The organism is Streptomyces sp. NPDC058637, from assembly GCF_042717325.1.
Taxonomy (GTDB): domain Bacteria; phylum Actinomycetota; class Actinomycetes; order Streptomycetales; family Streptomycetaceae; genus Streptomyces.
Genome location: NZ_JBHXRD010000014.1, coordinates 142,101 through 157,693 on the forward strand (window position 1 = coordinate 142,101; position 15,593 = coordinate 157,693).

At 73.2% G+C, this 15,593-nt stretch carries 12 protein-coding genes; 7 read left to right on the forward strand and 5 right to left on the reverse strand.

The window, feature by feature from the left end:
• Positions 1-39 precede the first annotated feature (39 nt).
• Complete coding sequence (locus ACFWVP_RS16905; protein ID WP_384497328.1) at positions 40-1,542, reverse strand: PucR family transcriptional regulator ligand-binding domain-containing protein; 1,503 nt, start codon at positions 1,540-1,542, stop codon at positions 40-42.
• Positions 1,543-1,635: 93 nt separating this feature from the next.
• Here ACFWVP_RS16905 and ACFWVP_RS16910 point away from each other — a divergent pair, with 93 nt between their 5' ends.
• The 3 genes from ACFWVP_RS16910 (at position 1,636) to ACFWVP_RS16920 (ending at position 4,569) form a co-directional block, all read left to right on the forward strand.
• Positions 1,636-1,815 (forward strand): hypothetical protein, encoded by a 180-nt coding sequence (locus ACFWVP_RS16910; RefSeq protein WP_384497421.1) that lies wholly within the window; start codon positions 1,636-1,638, stop codon positions 1,813-1,815.
• Between the two features lie 97 nt (positions 1,816-1,912).
• Entirely contained in the window at positions 1,913-2,890 is a 978-nt protein-coding gene (speB, locus tag ACFWVP_RS16915; protein ID WP_384497330.1) for an agmatinase, read from the forward strand.
• Complete coding sequence (locus tag ACFWVP_RS16920; RefSeq protein WP_384497332.1) at positions 2,887-4,569, forward strand: thiamine pyrophosphate-binding protein; 1,683 nt, start codon at positions 2,887-2,889, stop codon at positions 4,567-4,569. The genes speB and ACFWVP_RS16920 overlap by 4 nt, the downstream gene beginning before the upstream one ends.
• 13 nt (positions 4,570-4,582) lie before the next feature.
• Here ACFWVP_RS16920 and ACFWVP_RS16925 read toward each other — a convergent pair whose 3' ends face one another.
• A complete protein-coding gene (locus tag ACFWVP_RS16925) occupies positions 4,583-4,762 on the reverse strand; it encodes a hypothetical protein (RefSeq protein ID WP_384497334.1) in 180 nt (59 codons plus the stop codon).
• Between the two features lie 202 nt (positions 4,763-4,964).
• Between ACFWVP_RS16925 and ACFWVP_RS16930 the strand changes: the two genes are divergently transcribed.
• From ACFWVP_RS16930 to ACFWVP_RS16940, 3 genes are all read left to right on the forward strand, one after another.
• Positions 4,965-8,705, forward strand: a complete 3,741-nt coding sequence (locus ACFWVP_RS16930; protein WP_384497414.1) for an ABC transporter ATP-binding protein — start codon at positions 4,965-4,967, stop codon at positions 8,703-8,705.
• A gap of 140 nt (positions 8,706-8,845) precedes the next feature.
• Entirely contained in the window at positions 8,846-9,271 is a 426-nt protein-coding gene (locus ACFWVP_RS16935; RefSeq protein ID WP_384497336.1) for a hypothetical protein, read from the forward strand.
• Positions 9,272-9,348: 77 nt separating this feature from the next.
• Complete coding sequence (locus tag ACFWVP_RS16940) at positions 9,349-10,836, forward strand: S28 family serine protease (RefSeq protein WP_384497338.1); 1,488 nt, start codon at positions 9,349-9,351, stop codon at positions 10,834-10,836.
• A 47-nt stretch (positions 10,837-10,883) separates the two neighbouring features.
• Here ACFWVP_RS16940 and ACFWVP_RS16945 read toward each other — a convergent pair whose 3' ends face one another.
• The 3 genes from ACFWVP_RS16945 to ACFWVP_RS16955 all read right to left on the reverse strand — a co-directional run bounded on the left by ACFWVP_RS16945 (position 10,884) and on the right by ACFWVP_RS16955 (position 14,587).
• Positions 10,884-11,483 (reverse strand): hypothetical protein, encoded by a 600-nt coding sequence (locus ACFWVP_RS16945; protein WP_384497340.1) that lies wholly within the window; start codon positions 11,481-11,483, stop codon positions 10,884-10,886.
• 105 nt (positions 11,484-11,588) lie between these two features.
• Positions 11,589-13,436: a glycoside hydrolase family 3 protein gene (locus ACFWVP_RS16950; RefSeq protein ID WP_384497342.1), complete on the reverse strand. Its 1,848-nt coding sequence runs from the start codon at positions 13,434-13,436 to the stop codon at positions 11,589-11,591.
• Positions 13,437-13,675: 239 nt separating this feature from the next.
• A complete protein-coding gene (locus tag ACFWVP_RS16955; protein ID WP_384497344.1) occupies positions 13,676-14,587 on the reverse strand; it encodes a LysR family transcriptional regulator in 912 nt (303 codons plus the stop codon).
• Between the two features lie 95 nt (positions 14,588-14,682).
• Between ACFWVP_RS16955 and ACFWVP_RS16960 the strand changes: the two genes are divergently transcribed.
• Entirely contained in the window at positions 14,683-15,591 is a 909-nt protein-coding gene (locus ACFWVP_RS16960) for an EamA family transporter (protein ID WP_384497346.1), read from the forward strand.
• The last annotated feature ends 2 nt before the right edge of the window (positions 15,592-15,593 follow it).

Consider the following 15,593-nt stretch of genomic DNA (forward strand, 5'->3'; position numbering starts at 1 on the left):
GGACACCTGAGACCCCGTCACGCGCGGGCCGGGCCGTCGTCAGCGCAGCGCGACCCACAACTCCGTGCGTACGTCCATGTCGTCCAGGTCCGCGTCCAGCAGCGCCGCGCACCGGGCGACGCGCTGGCGGACCGTGTTGCGGTGGATCTTCAGGGCGACCGCCGTCCGGTCCCAGCTGCCGTGCAGGCTCAGCCAGCAGCGCAGGGTCTCGGCCAGGGGTTCGGTGAGCGGGGCCAGCAGGGTGCGGGCGTGGGCGTCGGCCAGGTCGGCGGGGATCAGCGCGGCCAGGCCGCCGGTGCCCGCGCGGTGCGTGGCCAGCGGGGCGCGGGTCGCCTCCGCGCGGCCCAGGGCGCGGGCCGCCTCCGTGTCGGCTGCCGGCAGGGCCGTGACGGGGCACGGGGCGGAGGCGCCGAGGGCCCAGCCCTGCTGCGCCGTCGCCTCACGGGGGCCGGCGAGCAGGACCCGTACGGTTTCGCGGCCCGCGTCGACCAGGGGGGAGCCCAGCGAGGCGCCGAGGGCTCCGGCGGTGAGCGGGTCCGGGGCCCTGCCGTCCGTACGGCGGGCATGGACCACCGTCCAGGGAGCCCCGTCGTCGGCCAGGAGCGGGGCCACCTCCTGCGGGGAGGCCCCCAGCAGCATCCGTACGAGCGCCGCCGAGCGGGCCGCCGCGTCCGCGCCCTGGTGCGGGGCGGTCAGCAGGGCGAGCAGGACGGCGGCGATCCCGGCGACGGTGTGGTCGCCGGGGTCACGGCGGCGGGTCGCCAGGGCCAGGGTCAGCCCCTGACCGCCGCCGAGTGCGTAGGCGGCCAACTGCGTGCCGTCCCGGGTGTCGGTCGCGGAGGTGGGGGAGGCGGGAGAGGGGGGAGGGGCGGAGGAGGCCGCGGAAGCGGGGGAGGCGGTCCGGCGGCCGGGGGAGACCACCCGGGACAGCTGGGTCAGGGCGGCCCGTTCGTCCGGAGGGGACTCGCCCGCCGCGTGCAGCTCCTCGCCCCGCGCCGTGAGCAGCACCGCCCGGCCCTCCAGCTGTACGGCCAGCTGGTGCAGCACCGCGGGCACCGGGTCGGGGCGGGCGGCCGCGGCCGCGAGGGCCTGCTGGGCGCGGGTCACCCGGCGCAGCTCGCGGTGGCGGGCCTCCGCCATCAGCCGCCACACCGCGCGCGCGATCGCCGTGAAAGGGGTCTCGGGGGGCACTTCCAACAGCGGCAGCCCGTGCCGGTCGCACGCCTCCACCAGCTCCGCGGGCACCGTGTCGTGCACCGGGGCCACCCCGAAACCGAGCGCCGCCGCGCCCGCCTCCACCAGCCGTGCCACATACGTGTCCGCGTCCGTGAGCAGCACCCCGGCGCTCAGCAGCAGCTCACCGCCGAGCAGATACGGATACGGGTCGGCCATCTCGGAGGTGTGCACCCACAGCAGCTCCGCCCGGTCCGGTCCGGCGATCCTGCGCAGCCCCAGCTCCTTCCGGGCCAGCAGCTCGGCCAGCGGGATCGGAGGCGTCGGCGGAGCCGTGGGGGGCCGGTGTCCGGCGGGGGAGTCCGGCATGGAGGTTCCATCCGTTCGGTGGGTCGAGAATGGATGAAACGTACACTTCAGCGTCGGCTTCCGGCCACCTACCGTCTTCACCACGCACGACCTGTGCGACGGGACGAGACGGAGGAAGCCCATGGCTGTCGACCCTCGCTCGCGGTGTACGTGATCGTCTCGCAGGCGACGAGGCCGACGGACACCGCGGTGCTCGCCGCCTGGCGCGAACGGCTGGCGGGGCGGGGCCCGGAGACCGAGCCCGCGGCCGTCCCGGAGCCGGCCACCACCTGACCCCTCCTGGCCGGACCCGTCGCGGCGGGCCCCGCACCCCGCCGCACCCCCGCACACTGGATACCGTACGAAAACCGAAGGAAAGGCACTCCGCCCCATGAGCAGCAACGAATCGCCGCGCGGCCCCGTCGACTCCTCCCGCGTCCCGCGGTACGCCGGCCCCGCGACGTTCGCCCGGCTGCCCCGGCTCGACGAGGTCGGCTCCGCCGACGTCGCCGTCGTCGGCGTGCCCTTCGACAGCGGCGTCTCCTACCGCCCCGGCGCCCGCTTCGGCGGCAACGCCATCCGCGAGGCCTCCCGCCTCCTGCGCCCCTACAACCCGGCACAGGACGCCTCCCCCTTCGCCCTCGCCCAGGTGGCCGACGCCGGGGACATCACCGCGAACCCGTTCGACATCAACGAGGCCGTCGACGCGGTCGAGGCCGCCGCCGACGACCTGCTCTCCACCGGCGCCCGACTGATGACGCTCGGCGGCGACCACACCATCGCGCTGCCCCTGCTGCGGTCCGTCGCCAAGAAGCACGGCCCCGTCGCCCTGCTCCACTTCGACGCCCACCTGGACACCTGGGACACCTACTTCGGCGCCGAGTACACCCACGGCACCCCGTTCCGCCGGGCCGTCGAGGAGGGCATCCTCGACACCGAGGCGCTCTCCCACGTCGGCACGCGCGGCCCGCTGTACGGCAAGCAGGACCTCACCGACGACGCCAGGATGGGCTTCGGCATCGTCACCTCCGCCGACGTCATGCGCCGCGGCGTCGACGAGATCGCCGACCAGCTGCGACAGCGCATCGGCGACCGGCCGCTCTACATCTCCATCGACATCGACGTCCTGGATCCGGCACACGCCCCCGGCACCGGCACCCCCGAGGCCGGCGGCCTCACCTCGCGCGAGCTCCTGGAGATCCTGCGCGGCCTCTCCTCCTGCCACCTGGTCTCCGCCGACCTGGTCGAGGTGGCCCCCGCGTACGATCACGCGGAGATCACCTCCGTCGCCGCCTCCCACACGGCGTACGAGCTGACGACGATCATGGCCCGCCAGATCGCGGCGGCGAAGGGAGCGCGGGGCAAGTGAGCCACGACCACGACGACCGGCCGCAGCTCACCCCCGCACAGGCCGGGGCGGCCCTGAACCCCCCGCCCGGACGCAACGGCGGCGACCTCGTGATCGAGACCCTCCAGGGCCTCGGCGCCACGACCGTCTTCGGACTGCCGGGCCAGCACGCGCTCGGCATGTTCGACGCGCTGCGCCGCTCCTGTCTCACCTACGTCGGCCTGCGCGTCGAGAACAACGCGGGCTTCGCCGCCGACGCCTACGGCCGCATCACCGGCGAGGTCGCCCCGCTGCTCCTCTCCACCGGACCCGGCGCACTGACCTCGCTGGCCGCGCTCCAGGAGGCGGCTGCGGCGTCCGCGCCCGTACTCGCCGTCTCCAGCCAGATCCCGACCGCCGGACTCGGCGGCCGGCGCCACGGCTACCTGCACGAACTCCGCGACCAGCAGGCCTCGTTCCGCGACGTCGTGAAGTCCGTGCACACCGTGCGCACGCCCTCGCAGATCCCGTCCGCGATCGCCGCCGCCTGGGAGTCCGCGCTCACCGCCCCGCACGGTCCTGTCTGGGTGGAGATCCCGCAGGACGTGCTGCTCGCCGAGACGGTCCTGCCGGTCGTCAGCGCCCTCGACGCCACCCCGCGCGAGGTGTACCCGCGCCCGGAGCTCACGCTCGTCGCGGCCCACCTGCTGTCGCACGCCCGACGGCCCGCGATCATCGCGGGCGGCGGCGTCGTACGGTCCGACGCGACCGGCAAGCTGCGGGCCCTCGCCGAGAAGATCAACGCCCCCGTCGTCACCACCTTCGGCGGGAAGGGCGCCTTCCCCTGGGACCACCCGCTCTCGCTCCGCTCCTGGCTGGAGGACCGGCACACCACGGACTTCCTGGAGGACGCGGACGTGCTGCTGGTCGTCGGCTCCGGGCTCGGCGAACTCTCCTCGAACTACCACACGTTCGCCCCGCGCGGCCGGCTCGTCCAGATCGAGGCCGACGCCGGGAAGCTGGAGTCCAACCACCCCGCGCTCGGCATCCACTCCGACGCCCGCGAGGCCCTCTCCGACCTCCTGGACACGGTGGAGGCCCGCCCGGACGCCACCGCCGCCGAGCGCGTCCGGACGCTGCTGCACGCCGTCCACGACCGGATCGCCGCCCAGGACCTCGCCCTGGAACAGCAGGTGCTCGCGTCCGTCCGCGAGGCGCTGCCCGACACCGCGCCCAGCTTCTGGGACATGACGATCCTCGCCTACTGGGCCTGGTCCGCCTTCGACGCCCGCCACCCCAACACGATGCATTCGGCCCAGGGCGCGGGCGGCCTCGGCTACGCCTTCCCGGCCGCGCTCGGCGCCGCTGTCGCCGACCCCACGAAGCCCGTCCTCGCGGTCTCCGGGGACGGCGGCGCGATGTACTCGATCGCCGAGCTCGCCACCGCCCGGCAGTACGACCTGCCCGTCACCTGGCTGATCGTCGACGACGGCGGCTACGGCATCCTGCGCGAGTACATGACGGGCGCCTTCGGCGAGGCCACGGCGACGGAACTCTCGCGCCCGGACTTCGTGGCCCTGGCCGAGTCCTTCGGCGTACCCGCGCTCCGCACGACACCGGAATCCCTGGCCGCCGACCTGGGCAAGGCCCTGGCGGATCCGGGGCCGTCGGTGGTGGTGCTTCCCGCGCTGCTGAAGATGTTCGAGCCGACGCACCTGTAGCCGACAGGGAGGCTCAGACGGTGGCTGCCTGTTTCGCGCCCGTATCCGTCGCCCCGGCGGCTGCGGGCGCGGGGTCGGCCCGGTCGTCGCCTGACGCCGCGATCGCGGTGTACGCCACCCGGAAGCCGCCTCCGTCGGCCTCCAGGCTGAACGCCGCGTCCATCGCCCGTGCGAGGCGGGCCGGCAGGGCCACTGTGGGCGCAGTGCCGCCGAGCCCCGCCTCCGACCATGGGCCGAGAATTGTTGCGGCGGGATGAAATCCGCAGCTGGGCGCGTTGGTCACGTGCGGTAGGTCAGACGCATGCGGCGGGGCGAACGGGAGGCACGGGGTGGCGGTCGCGAAGGACCAGGGCGCGGAACAGGGCACGGAGCACCCGGACACGGAGCCACGGGCGGTGCTGCCGCAGGGCTGGGGACGGCGGCTGACCGGGTACGCCTGGCGCTACCGGCGCAACGTCCTGCTGGCCCTGGGCTCGTCCCTCGCCGGTATGGCCGTGATGGCCCTCGTGCCCCTCATCACCAAGGTGATCATCGACGACGTCGTCGTCGACCACACCCGCTCCCTCGGCCTCTGGACCGGCCTGCTCATCGGCGCGGCCGTCCTCGTCTACATCGCCACGTACATCCGCCGCTACTACGGCGGCCGGCTCGCCCTCGACGTCCAGCACGACCTGCGGACCGACATCTACACGACCCTCACCGGGCTGGACGGGAAGCGGCAGGACGAGCTGTCCACCGGGCAGGTCGTCGGGCGTGCCACCAGCGACCTGCAGCTGATCCAGGGGCTCCTCTTCATGCTCCCGATGACCATCGGGAACGTCCTGCTCTTCCTCATCTCCCTGGTGATCATGGCGTGGCTGTCGCTGCCCCTGACCCTCGTCGCCCTCGCCGTCGCCCCCGCCCTCTGGTTCATCGCCCGCCGCTCCCGCACCCGCCTCTTCCCCGCCACCTGGTACGCCCAGAGCCAGGCCGCCGCCGTCGCCGGAGTGGTCGACGGGGCCGTCTCCGGGGTACGCGTCGTCAAGGGGTTCGGGCAGGAGGAGCAGGAGACCGGCAAGCTCCGCGAGGTCGGCCGCAAGCTCTTCGCGGGCCGGTTGCGCACCATCCGGCTGAACTCCCGCTACACCCCCGCCCTGCAGTCCGTACCGGCCCTCGGCCAGGTCGCGATGCTGGCGCTGGGCGGCTGGCTCGCCACCCGTGGCGAGATCACCCTCGGTACGTTCGTCGCGTTCTCCACCTATCTCGCCCAGCTCGTCGGCCCCGTCCGGATGCTCGCCCTGGTCCTCACCGTCGGCCAGCAGGCCCGGGCCGGGGTGGAGCGCGTCCTGGAACTGATCGACACCGAGCCGACCATGCGGGACGGCACGAAGGTGCTCCCCGCCGACGCCCCGGTGAGCGTCGAGTTCGACGACGTCCGCTTCGGCTACGACCCGGACCGCCCCGTACTCGACGGGTTCTCCCTCACGATCGAGCCCGGCGAGACCGTCGCCGTCGTCGGCGCCTCCGGGAGCGGCAAGTCCACCGTCTCGCTCCTGCTGCCCCGCTTCTACGACGTGACGCACGGCGCCGTCCTGGTCGGCGGCCACGACGTCCGTGAACTGACCCAGGACTCGCTCCGGGCCGCCGTCGGACTTGTCCCGGAGGACAGCTTCCTCTTCTCCGAGTCGGTCGGCGCCAACATCGCGTACGGGGTCCCCGACGCCACCCGGGAACAGATCGAGCGGGCCGCGCGTACCGTCCAGGCCCACGGATTCATCTCCGAGCTGCCCGACGGCTACGACACCAAGGTCGGCGAGCACGGTCTCACCCTCTCCGGTGGCCAGCGCCAGCGCGTCGCGCTGGCCCGCGCCATCCTCACCGACCCCCGGCTGCTCCTCCTGGACGACGCCACCTCCGCCGTCGACGCCCGGGTGGAACACGAGATCCACGAGGCCCTGGCGCAGGTCATGGCCGGCCGCACCACCCTGCTGATAGCGCACCGCCGCTCCACCCTCGGCCTCGCCGACCGCATCGCCGTCCTCGACCGGGGACGCCTCGCGGACATCGGCACGCACGCGGAGCTGGAGGAGCGCTCCGCGCTCTACCGGCGGCTGCTCACCGACCCGGACGAGCTGGGCGGCACCTCACCCGGCCACCGGCCGGTCACGACCGGGGCGCCCGAGGACGACGACCGTGCGCTCCAGGAGGAGCTGGACGCCGAGTTCGACGCCGAGCGTGGCATCACCCCCGAGCTGTGGATCCGCAAGGAGGAGCCGCGCGACGCCGCGGCGGCCGGGATGCCCGCCACCCCCGAGCTGCTCGCCCAGGTCGACGCGCTGCCGCCCGCCACCGACACCCCCGGTATCGACGAGGCGAGCGCCGTCCGGCCGGAGGAGTCCTACGGCCTGCGCAGGCTGCTGCGCGGCTTCGGGCTGCCGCTGCTGGCGAGCCTCGGTCTGGTCGCCGTGGACGCGGGCATGGGCCTGCTCCTGCCCGTGCTGATCCGGCACGGCATCGACGAAGGCGTCACGCAGATGGCGCTCGGCGCCGTCTGGGCGGCGGCGGGACTCGGTCTGCTGGCCGTCCTGGTCCAGTGGGCGGCGCAGATCGGGGAGACCCGGATGACGGGCCGCACCGGTGAACGCGTCCTGTACTCCCTGCGCCTCAAGATCTTCGCGCAGCTCCAGCGGCTCGGCCTCGACTACTACGAGCGCGAGCTGACCGGCCGGATCATGACCCGGATGACGACGGACGTCGACGCGCTGTCCACGTTCCTGCAGACGGGCCTGGTCACCGCCTTCGTCTCGGTCGTCACCTTCTTCGGCATCACGGTCGTGCTCCTCGTCCTCGACGTCCAGCTGGCCCTGGTCGTCTTCGCGACCCTTCCGGTGCTGGTCGTCGGCACGTTCTTCTTCCGTCGCAAGAGCGTCGCGGCGTACGAGCTCGCCCGTGAACGCATCAGCGTCGTCAACGGCGATCTCCAGGAGTCCGTCGCCGGGCTGCGGATCGTGCAGGCGTTCCGGCGCGAGCACGACGGCGCCGAGCGGTTCGCGGCGCGCAGCGACCACTACCGCCGGGCCAGGGTGCGCGGGCAGTGGCTGATCTCCGTCTACTTCCCGTTCGTGCAGCTGCTGGCCTCGGTCGCGGCGGCCGCCGTGCTGATCGTCGGCGCCGGCCGGATCGACAACGGCACACTGACGACGGGTGCGCTGGTCGCCTACCTGCTCTACATCGACCTGTTCTTCGCACCCGTGCAGCAGTTGTCGCAGGTCTTCGACAGCTACCAGCAGGCCACCGTCTCGCTCGGCCGGATCCAGGAACTCCTGCGGGAGCCGACGTCCACCGCCGACCACGACCGGCCGAAGGACGTGACGTCGCTGCGGGGCGACATCGCCTTCGAGGACGTGTCGTTCGCGTACGGATCGCTCGACGACGCGACCGTGAAGGAGGAGGCCCTCACCGGCATCGACCTGCGGATCCCGGCCGGTCAGACGGTCGCGTTCGTCGGTGAGACGGGTGCGGGCAAGTCGACGCTGGTCAAGCTCGTCGCCCGGTTCTACGACCCGACGGGCGGGCGGGTCACGGTGGACGGCGCCGATCTGCGGACCCTCGACATGACCGCCTTCCGGCACCGGCTCGGCGTCGTGCCCCAGGAGTCCTACCTCTTCGCCGGCACGGTCCGCGACGCCATCGCCTACGGCCGGCCGGAGGCCACCGACGCGCAGGTGGAGGCGGCGGCCCGCGCGGTCGGCGCGCACGACATGATCGCCACCCTGGAGGACGGCTATCTGCACGAGGTCGCCGAGCGCGGCCGCAACCTCTCGGCCGGCCAGCGCCAGTTGGTCGCCCTCGCCCGCGCCGAGCTCGTCGACCCCGACATCCTGCTGCTCGACGAGGCGACCGCCTCCCTGGACCTCGCCAGCGAGGCCCTGGTCAACCAGGCGACGGACCGGCTCACCGGCCGCCGCACCACGCTGGTCGTCGCCCACCGGCTGACGACGGCGGCCCGTGCGGACCGGGTCGTGGTCATGGCCGACGGCAGGGTCGCCGAGGACGGCACGCATGACGAACTCCTCGCCAGGGAGGGCACGTACGCCCGGCTGTGGCGCACCTTCATAGGGGAGGACATAGGCGAGGACGCCCCGGCGGGCGTCTGACCCCCACCGGGGCGCGGAGCGGTCGGCGGGAGGGCCGGCCGCTACGGGAACCTTTCCGTCCGCTCCGTGCGTCGTACGCACAGGCATACGTATGTGCGTACGGAGGCCGAACGGTCGAGGGAACAGGTGGGGTGGCCAGGATGGTGAGACCGCTGGGGTCGTCGAGGCCGAGGAGAGGGCCCGTCGCCAGACGGCTGGGGGCCGGGCTGCTCGTCCTCCCGCTGCTCGGGGCGGCCGGTCTGGTCCAGGCCACATCCGGGGCGGCTCCGGCGCACGCCGCGTCGGCCTGTTCCGGACGGCTGGTCAAGAAGGTGGCGTTCTCCACCGGTTCGCTGCGCGTGTACGAGAGCCGCGCCTACGCGTGCGCCGTCACCGTCGCCAAGAAGCCGGGCAAGCGCCGCGCGATGCGGGTCTCGCTGCAGCCGCGCGGCGGCCGGGCGGCCGTCGACAGCGGCAACTTCACCAAGCTGGCCGGGCCGGTCACGGTCCACGCGCTGAACCGCTGCGTCCGCGCGTCCGGTTCCGTCTCCGGGGTGTCGGCGTCCACCGGGTGGATCCTGTGCTGAGATCCAACCGGGTCTGGCGTGAGCGGTGTCACCCCCGCTAGGTTCACGGCGACTGTCGTGAATCAAGGGGAGGGTGCATGCGCAAGGCGCTCAGAGGGGTTCTGTCGCTCGCGGTGCTCATAGGCACGGTGAGTGCGACGGGAGCCTCGGCCGGTGCGGCCACAGCCGCGGAACCGACCGCCAAGCAGAGCAGCGGCTTCACCAGCAGCAGCAGCGAGAGCAGCAGCGAGGACATCAAGGACCGCGTCCTGGCCATCCCGGGAATGAGTCTGATCCAGGAGAAGCCGTACCCCGGTTACCGCTTCTTCGTCCTCGAGTACACCCAGCCGATCGACCACGAGCGGCCGTCCAAGGGCACCTTCCAGCAGCGGATCACCCTGCTGCACAAGGACACGACCCGCCCGACGGTCTTCTTCACCAGCGGCTACCACGTCTCGACCAATCCCAGCCGCAGCGAGCCGACGCAGATCATCGACGGCAACCAGGTCTCCCTGGAGTACCGCTTCTTCACGCCGTCCCGTCCGGAGCCCGCCGACTGGTCGAAGCTCGACATCTGGCAGGCCGCCAGCGACCAGCACCGGGTGTTCAAGGCGCTGAAGAGGATCTACTCCGAGAACTGGCTGACCACCGGCGGCTCCAAGGGCGGTATGACCGCCACCTACTTCGAGCGCTTCTACCCGAAGGACATGGACGGCGTCGTCGCGTATGTCGCGCCCAACGACGTGGTCAACAAGGAGGACTCGGCGTACGACCGGTTCTTCGCCGAGGTCGGCACCGAGGAGTGCCGGGACCGGCTGGCCGGCGTCCAGCGCGAGGCACTCGTCCGCCGTGAGCCGCTGGAGAAGAAGTACGAGGCGTACGCCGCCGGGAACGGCTACACCTTCGAGACCGTCGGCTCGCTCGACAAGGCGTACGAAGCCGTCGTCATGGACTACGTCTGGGCGTTCTGGCAGTACAGCACGGTCGCCGACTGCGAGGCCCTGCCCGCGGACGCGCCCCACGCCACCGACGAGGAGATCTGGGACTCGGTCGACGGGATCTCCGGCTTCTCCGCCTACGCGGACCAGGGCCTGGAGGCGTACACGCCGTACTACTACCAGGCGGGCACCCAGCTCGGCTCGCCCGACATCGCCCAGCCCTGGCTGGGCGACCTGAGCCGCTACGGCTACCAACCGCCGCGCTCCTTCGTGCCCCGCTCCATCCCGATGAGGTTCCAGCCGTCGGCCATGCGGGACGTGGACAGCTGGGTCAGGAACAACGCCCGGCGGATGATGTACGTCTACGGGCAGAACGACCCGTGGGGTGCCGAGCCCTTCCGCCTCGGCAAGGGCGCCCGTGACAGCTACGTCTACACGGTTCCGGGCGGCAACCACGGCTCCAAGGTCGCCGGCCTCGTCACCGACGAGAAGGCCGAGGCCACCGCGGCCATCCTGCGCTGGGCCGGTGTGGCCCCGGCGGCCGTCGAGGCCGACCCCGCCAAGGCGAAGCCGCTCGCGAAGTTCGACGCGCGCCTCGACAAGCGCGACGCGGAGCTGGAGCGCGACGGGGGCACGCTGAGGCCGTAAGGCCGATCGGGCCGGTCCGGCCGTCGGGCCGCGCGCACCGGGTGGTCTCACACCCGGTGCGCGCAGCCCACCGGCCGCTCACCGCCCAACTGGACGAAGAGATCGGTCGTCTCCGGGCACAGCGCGCGCCGCGCCACCGCCGAGCGGATCTCGAACCCCGGTGGCCGCTCGCCCGATCCGTCGCAGGCGGTCTCCCTGACCTCGCCCCCGCGGGGGCCGTGGACGCAGTCCCCGACGACCGTCAGAGGGCCGCCGCCCTGCCCGGGATCCCCCGGGTGCGGGGATTCCAGGTTGCGCATGCACGCGTATGCGCGGGGCACGGCCGCCTTCCCGGGAGGTCCGCCCTCCGAGATGTGCAGCACGAAGTCCGTCGTGGGCGGACAGGCCGGGCCGTCCGACGGCGCGCCCGCGTGCCGCTCCAGCACCCGTGCCGCCGCCTTCTCGCTGCCGCACGGCACCTCGCCCACCGTCTCCCCGCGCGAACCGCAGTCCCCCGCTCCCAGGAACACCGCCCCGTGGCCCGGCGGCGGCGTACCGGCGGCCGGGCCCGGCGTACCGCCCGCGGGCTGCTGACAGGCGGTCAGGGACAGCGCCGCCACCACGGGCAGCAGCGCGCGCCACACCGCCACCGCGTGGCGCTCGTCCATGGAAGACCTCCGATACGTCTGTGAGAGACGTACACCCGGCGTGACCCGCCGGAGCGGGCACACGCCGGGTGCGCGGGGGTTCTCGCGCCTTCCGGGCCGGTACGCCTACGAGCCGGCGTACGTCGGGTACGACAGCCCGTAGCCGACCGGGTACAGCGTCTGCGTGGGTGCGTCCGCGCGCTGCACCGGCACCGGCAGCTTGCCCTCCGGGGCGGCCCGGCCGGCGATCACCCGGGCGGCCGCCCGTAGTTCGACGTCCGTCCAGGAGTACGCGGCGAGGCTCGCGGCGTAGCCGGTGCCGGCCAGCTGGGCGATGTCGTACGGGTTGCGGATCGCCACCGTGACCACCGGGACCCCGGTCGCGGCGAGGGCGCTGACCAGGGTGCGCTGGGAGCTGGTCGCCGAGACGTTGTACGTGCCCACGATCACGGCGTCCTTGCCCTGCGCGGCGGCCACCGCCTCGGCGATCTTCGCCTGGGAGGGGGCCGTGCCGGTGGGCAGGGCGGTCGCCGTGAAGCCCAGCTCGCCGAAGGCCCCGGCGAGCGTGGTGGTCGGCGGCCCGGTCGTGCCGGACGGGGAGGCCGGGTCCGCGCCGACCACGAGCAGATTCCGGTGGGACCTGCGGGACAGCGGCAGCAGCGAGCCGGTGTTGGCGAGCAGCGTGGTCGTGTGCTCGGCGATCCGGTCGGCGGCGGCCAGGTGCGCGCGGACGCCGACGGTGCGGTCCACGCCCCGGGACGTGACGTAGGGGTCGCGGAAGAGCCCCAGCTTCGCCTTCAGCCGCAGGATGCGCAGGATCGATTCCTCGATGCGGTCCACGCCGAGCTCGCCGCTCTTCACCGCCTGCAGGACGGCGTTCCAGGCCACGGACAGATTCGGCGGGTTGAGCAGCTGGTCGACACCGGCCTTCAGCGCGAGTACGGGGACGCGCTCGTCGCCGTACTTCGTACGGACGCCCTCCATGCCGAGGGAGTCGGTGACCACGACACCGTCGTAGCCGAGCTCCTCGCGCAGGATGCCGGTGAGGATCGGCCGGGACAGCGTGGCGGGGTCCTCCGAGGGGTCCAGGGCGGGGACCACGATGTGTGCCGTCATGATCGAGTCGATGCCCGCGGCGACGGCCGCCCGGAACGGCGGCGCGTCCAGCTCGGCCCACTGCTCGCGGGTGTGGTGGATGTAGGGCAGACCGGTGTGGCTGTCCGTGTTCGTGTCGCCGTGGCCGGGGAAGTGCTTGGCCGTGGCGGCGATCCCGGCGCCCTGGTAGCCCTTCACCTGGGCGGCGACCAGGCGCGCCACCGATTCGGGGTCGGAACCGAAGGACCGTACGCCGATGACCGGGTTGGCCGGGTTGACGTTGACGTCGGCGACCGGGGCGTAGTTCTGGTTGATGCCGACGGCGGCCAGCTCGGCCCCCGCGATACGGCCCGCCGCCCGCGCGTCGGAGCGCGAGCCGCCCGCGCCCAGGGCCATCGCGCCCGGGACCAGCGTGGCCGGCTCGCCGACGCGGCAGACGATGCCGTGCTCCTGGTCCGTGGAGACGAGGAGCGGCACGGGCGTCGGCCCGGCGAGCGCGGCCCGCTGGATGCCGTTGGAGAGATCCGCGATCTGGTGAGGGTCACGGGTGTTGTGCGCCCAGGCGAAGTAGATGATTCCGCCGACGTGGTACGTGGAGATCAGCTCGGCGGCGGTCCGGACCCCGATCTCGGTGAGGTTGGCGTCGATGTCCGCCTGGTCGGGCGTGGTGGCGGAGTGCCCGTACACCCGCATCACGAAGAGCTGGCCGACCTTCTCCTCCAGGCTCATCCGGGCGATGAGCCGCTTGAGGCGGCTGTCCGTGGAGGTGCCGGACGTGGCCTGGGCGGTGCCGGGAACGGTGACGACGCCGGTCGCCGCCGCGGCTGCGGTGGCTGCGGTGACGGTGAGGAGGGTGCGTCTGGAGGTGCGGTGGTGCACGTGAGCCCCTTCCGGTGCTGAAAGAAACTTCCAAGAAGGTACGGATATATGGAAAGTAACTGCCAGTCAAGAGGGCCGCCCGAGAAAGGGAGTGACACGCGGGAGGGTGGGTGGACATGCCCGGACATGGCCCGCACCCGTGCCGCACGGCGGCCCCGCCGAGCGCTCGGCACCCGCCGTCGAGACCCCGGCGCACCACCGCTGAGTGCCTCAGCATCCCCGCTGAGTGTTCAGCGTCCCTACCGGGCGCTCAGCACCCCCGCGCCGTGCTCCTGGAGCGCCGTCACCGCGGCGGTGATCGCCGGCCGTCGCGCCGCCCCGGAGCGCCACAGCGCGTACAGCCTGCGCACGGGGACGGGGTCCAGCCGCACCGCCACCACGCCCGGCGGCAGCGGCCCCCGTCCGAGCCGCGGGATCATCGCCACACCGAGCCCGGCGGCGACCAGGGCCAGCTGGGTGTGGTTCTCCTCCGCCCGGTGCCGGATGTCCGGCTCGTACCCCGCCGCCCGCAAGGTCCTCACGAGCCAGTCGTGGCACACCGTGCCCGGCGGCTGGCACACCCACCGCTCCCTCGCCAGCTCCTCGCGCCGCACGGCCCTGCGCCCCGTCAGCGGGTGCCCCTCGGGCACCAGCAGGTCGCACCGGTCGTCGCCGATCACCGCCTGCGCCACGCCCTCCGGTGCGGGCAGCGGCGCGATGTCCCAGTCGTGCGCGACCGCGAGGTCGATCACGCCCTTCGCCACCAGATCGACCGAGAGGTGCGGATCGACCTCGGTGAGCCGCGCGTCCAGGTCCGGATGGTCGCGTGCCAGCTCCGCCAGCACGCCCGGCAGCAGCCCGCGTGCCGCCGAGGCGAAGGCGCCGACCGACAGCCGTCCGGCCGGCAGCCCCCTGCGCTCCTCCAGTCCGGTCTCCGCCCGCTCCACGATCGCCAGCAACTGCTGGGCCGTGTCCGCGAGACGCAGCGCCTCCTCGGTCAGCGCGACCCCGCGTCCACGTCGTTCGAGCAGGGTCGTCCGCGTCTCGCGCTCCAGCTTGGTGATCTGCTGGGAGACCGCCGACGCGGTGTAGCCGAGTGCGCTCGCCGCACCGGCGACGGAGCCATGGACGGAGACGGCGTGCAGGGCGCGCAGCCGGGACAGATCGAGCACCGTGACCTCCGGGCGGGAAGCGTGAGGAACACTTAATCCAACCATGAAGGAATCCGCGCTGGTGCTACATGGTCCTCGCGTCCGATCCTCGGTGCATGCGTCCCCTCCACATCGCCCTGGCCGCGCTGGTCGCCGCCGTCTGGGGCGTGAACTTCGTCGTCATCGAGATCGGCCTCGACCACTTCCCGCCCCTGCTCTTCTCCGCCCTGCGCTTCCTCGCCGCCGCGCTGCCCGCCGTGTTCCTCGTCGGCCGGCCCACCGTCGCCTGGAAGTGGATCATCGGTGTGGGCCTGGTCCTCGGGGTGGCCAAATTCGGGCTGCTCTTCGTCGGCATGGACCGGGGGATGCCCGCCGGGCTCTCCTCCCTCGTCCTCCAGGTCCAGGCGGTCTTCACCGTGCTCTTCGCGGCCCTGGCACTCGGTGAACGGCCGGGCGGGGTACGGGTGCTGGGGATGGGCGTGGCACTCGCGGGCATCGCGGTCGCCGCCGTCGACGAGGGGGCGGGCGGCCCCGTCCTCGCCTTCGTCCTGGTCGTCGCCGCGGCGGCCTGCTGGGGCGTGTCCAACGTCCTCACCCGCAAGGCTGCCCCGCCCGACGCCCTCAACTTCATGGTCTGGGTGTCGACCGTCCCCGTCCTGCCCCTGCTCGGCCTGTCCCTGCTCGTCGAAGGCCCGGAACGCGGCGCCGAGGCCCTCGCGGCGCTCGACCGGACCGGCGTCGGCATCATCGTCTACGTCGCCTGGGTCACCACGGTCTTCGGCTTCGGGGCGTGGGGTTTCCTGCTCCGCCACCACCCCGCCTCGTCCGTCGCCCCGTTCACCCTGCTCGTGCCGGTCTTCGGTATGTCCTCGGCGGCGCTGTTCCTCGGCGAGGACATCAGCCCGCTGCGATGGTGCGCCGCCGCGCTGCTGGTCGGCGGGGTGGCGCTGACCTCGCTGTCCGGCGCCCGCGCCACCGTGCCGCGGACGCCCTCGCCCGCCGGGGAGCCGGCGGCGCGGGTCTGAGG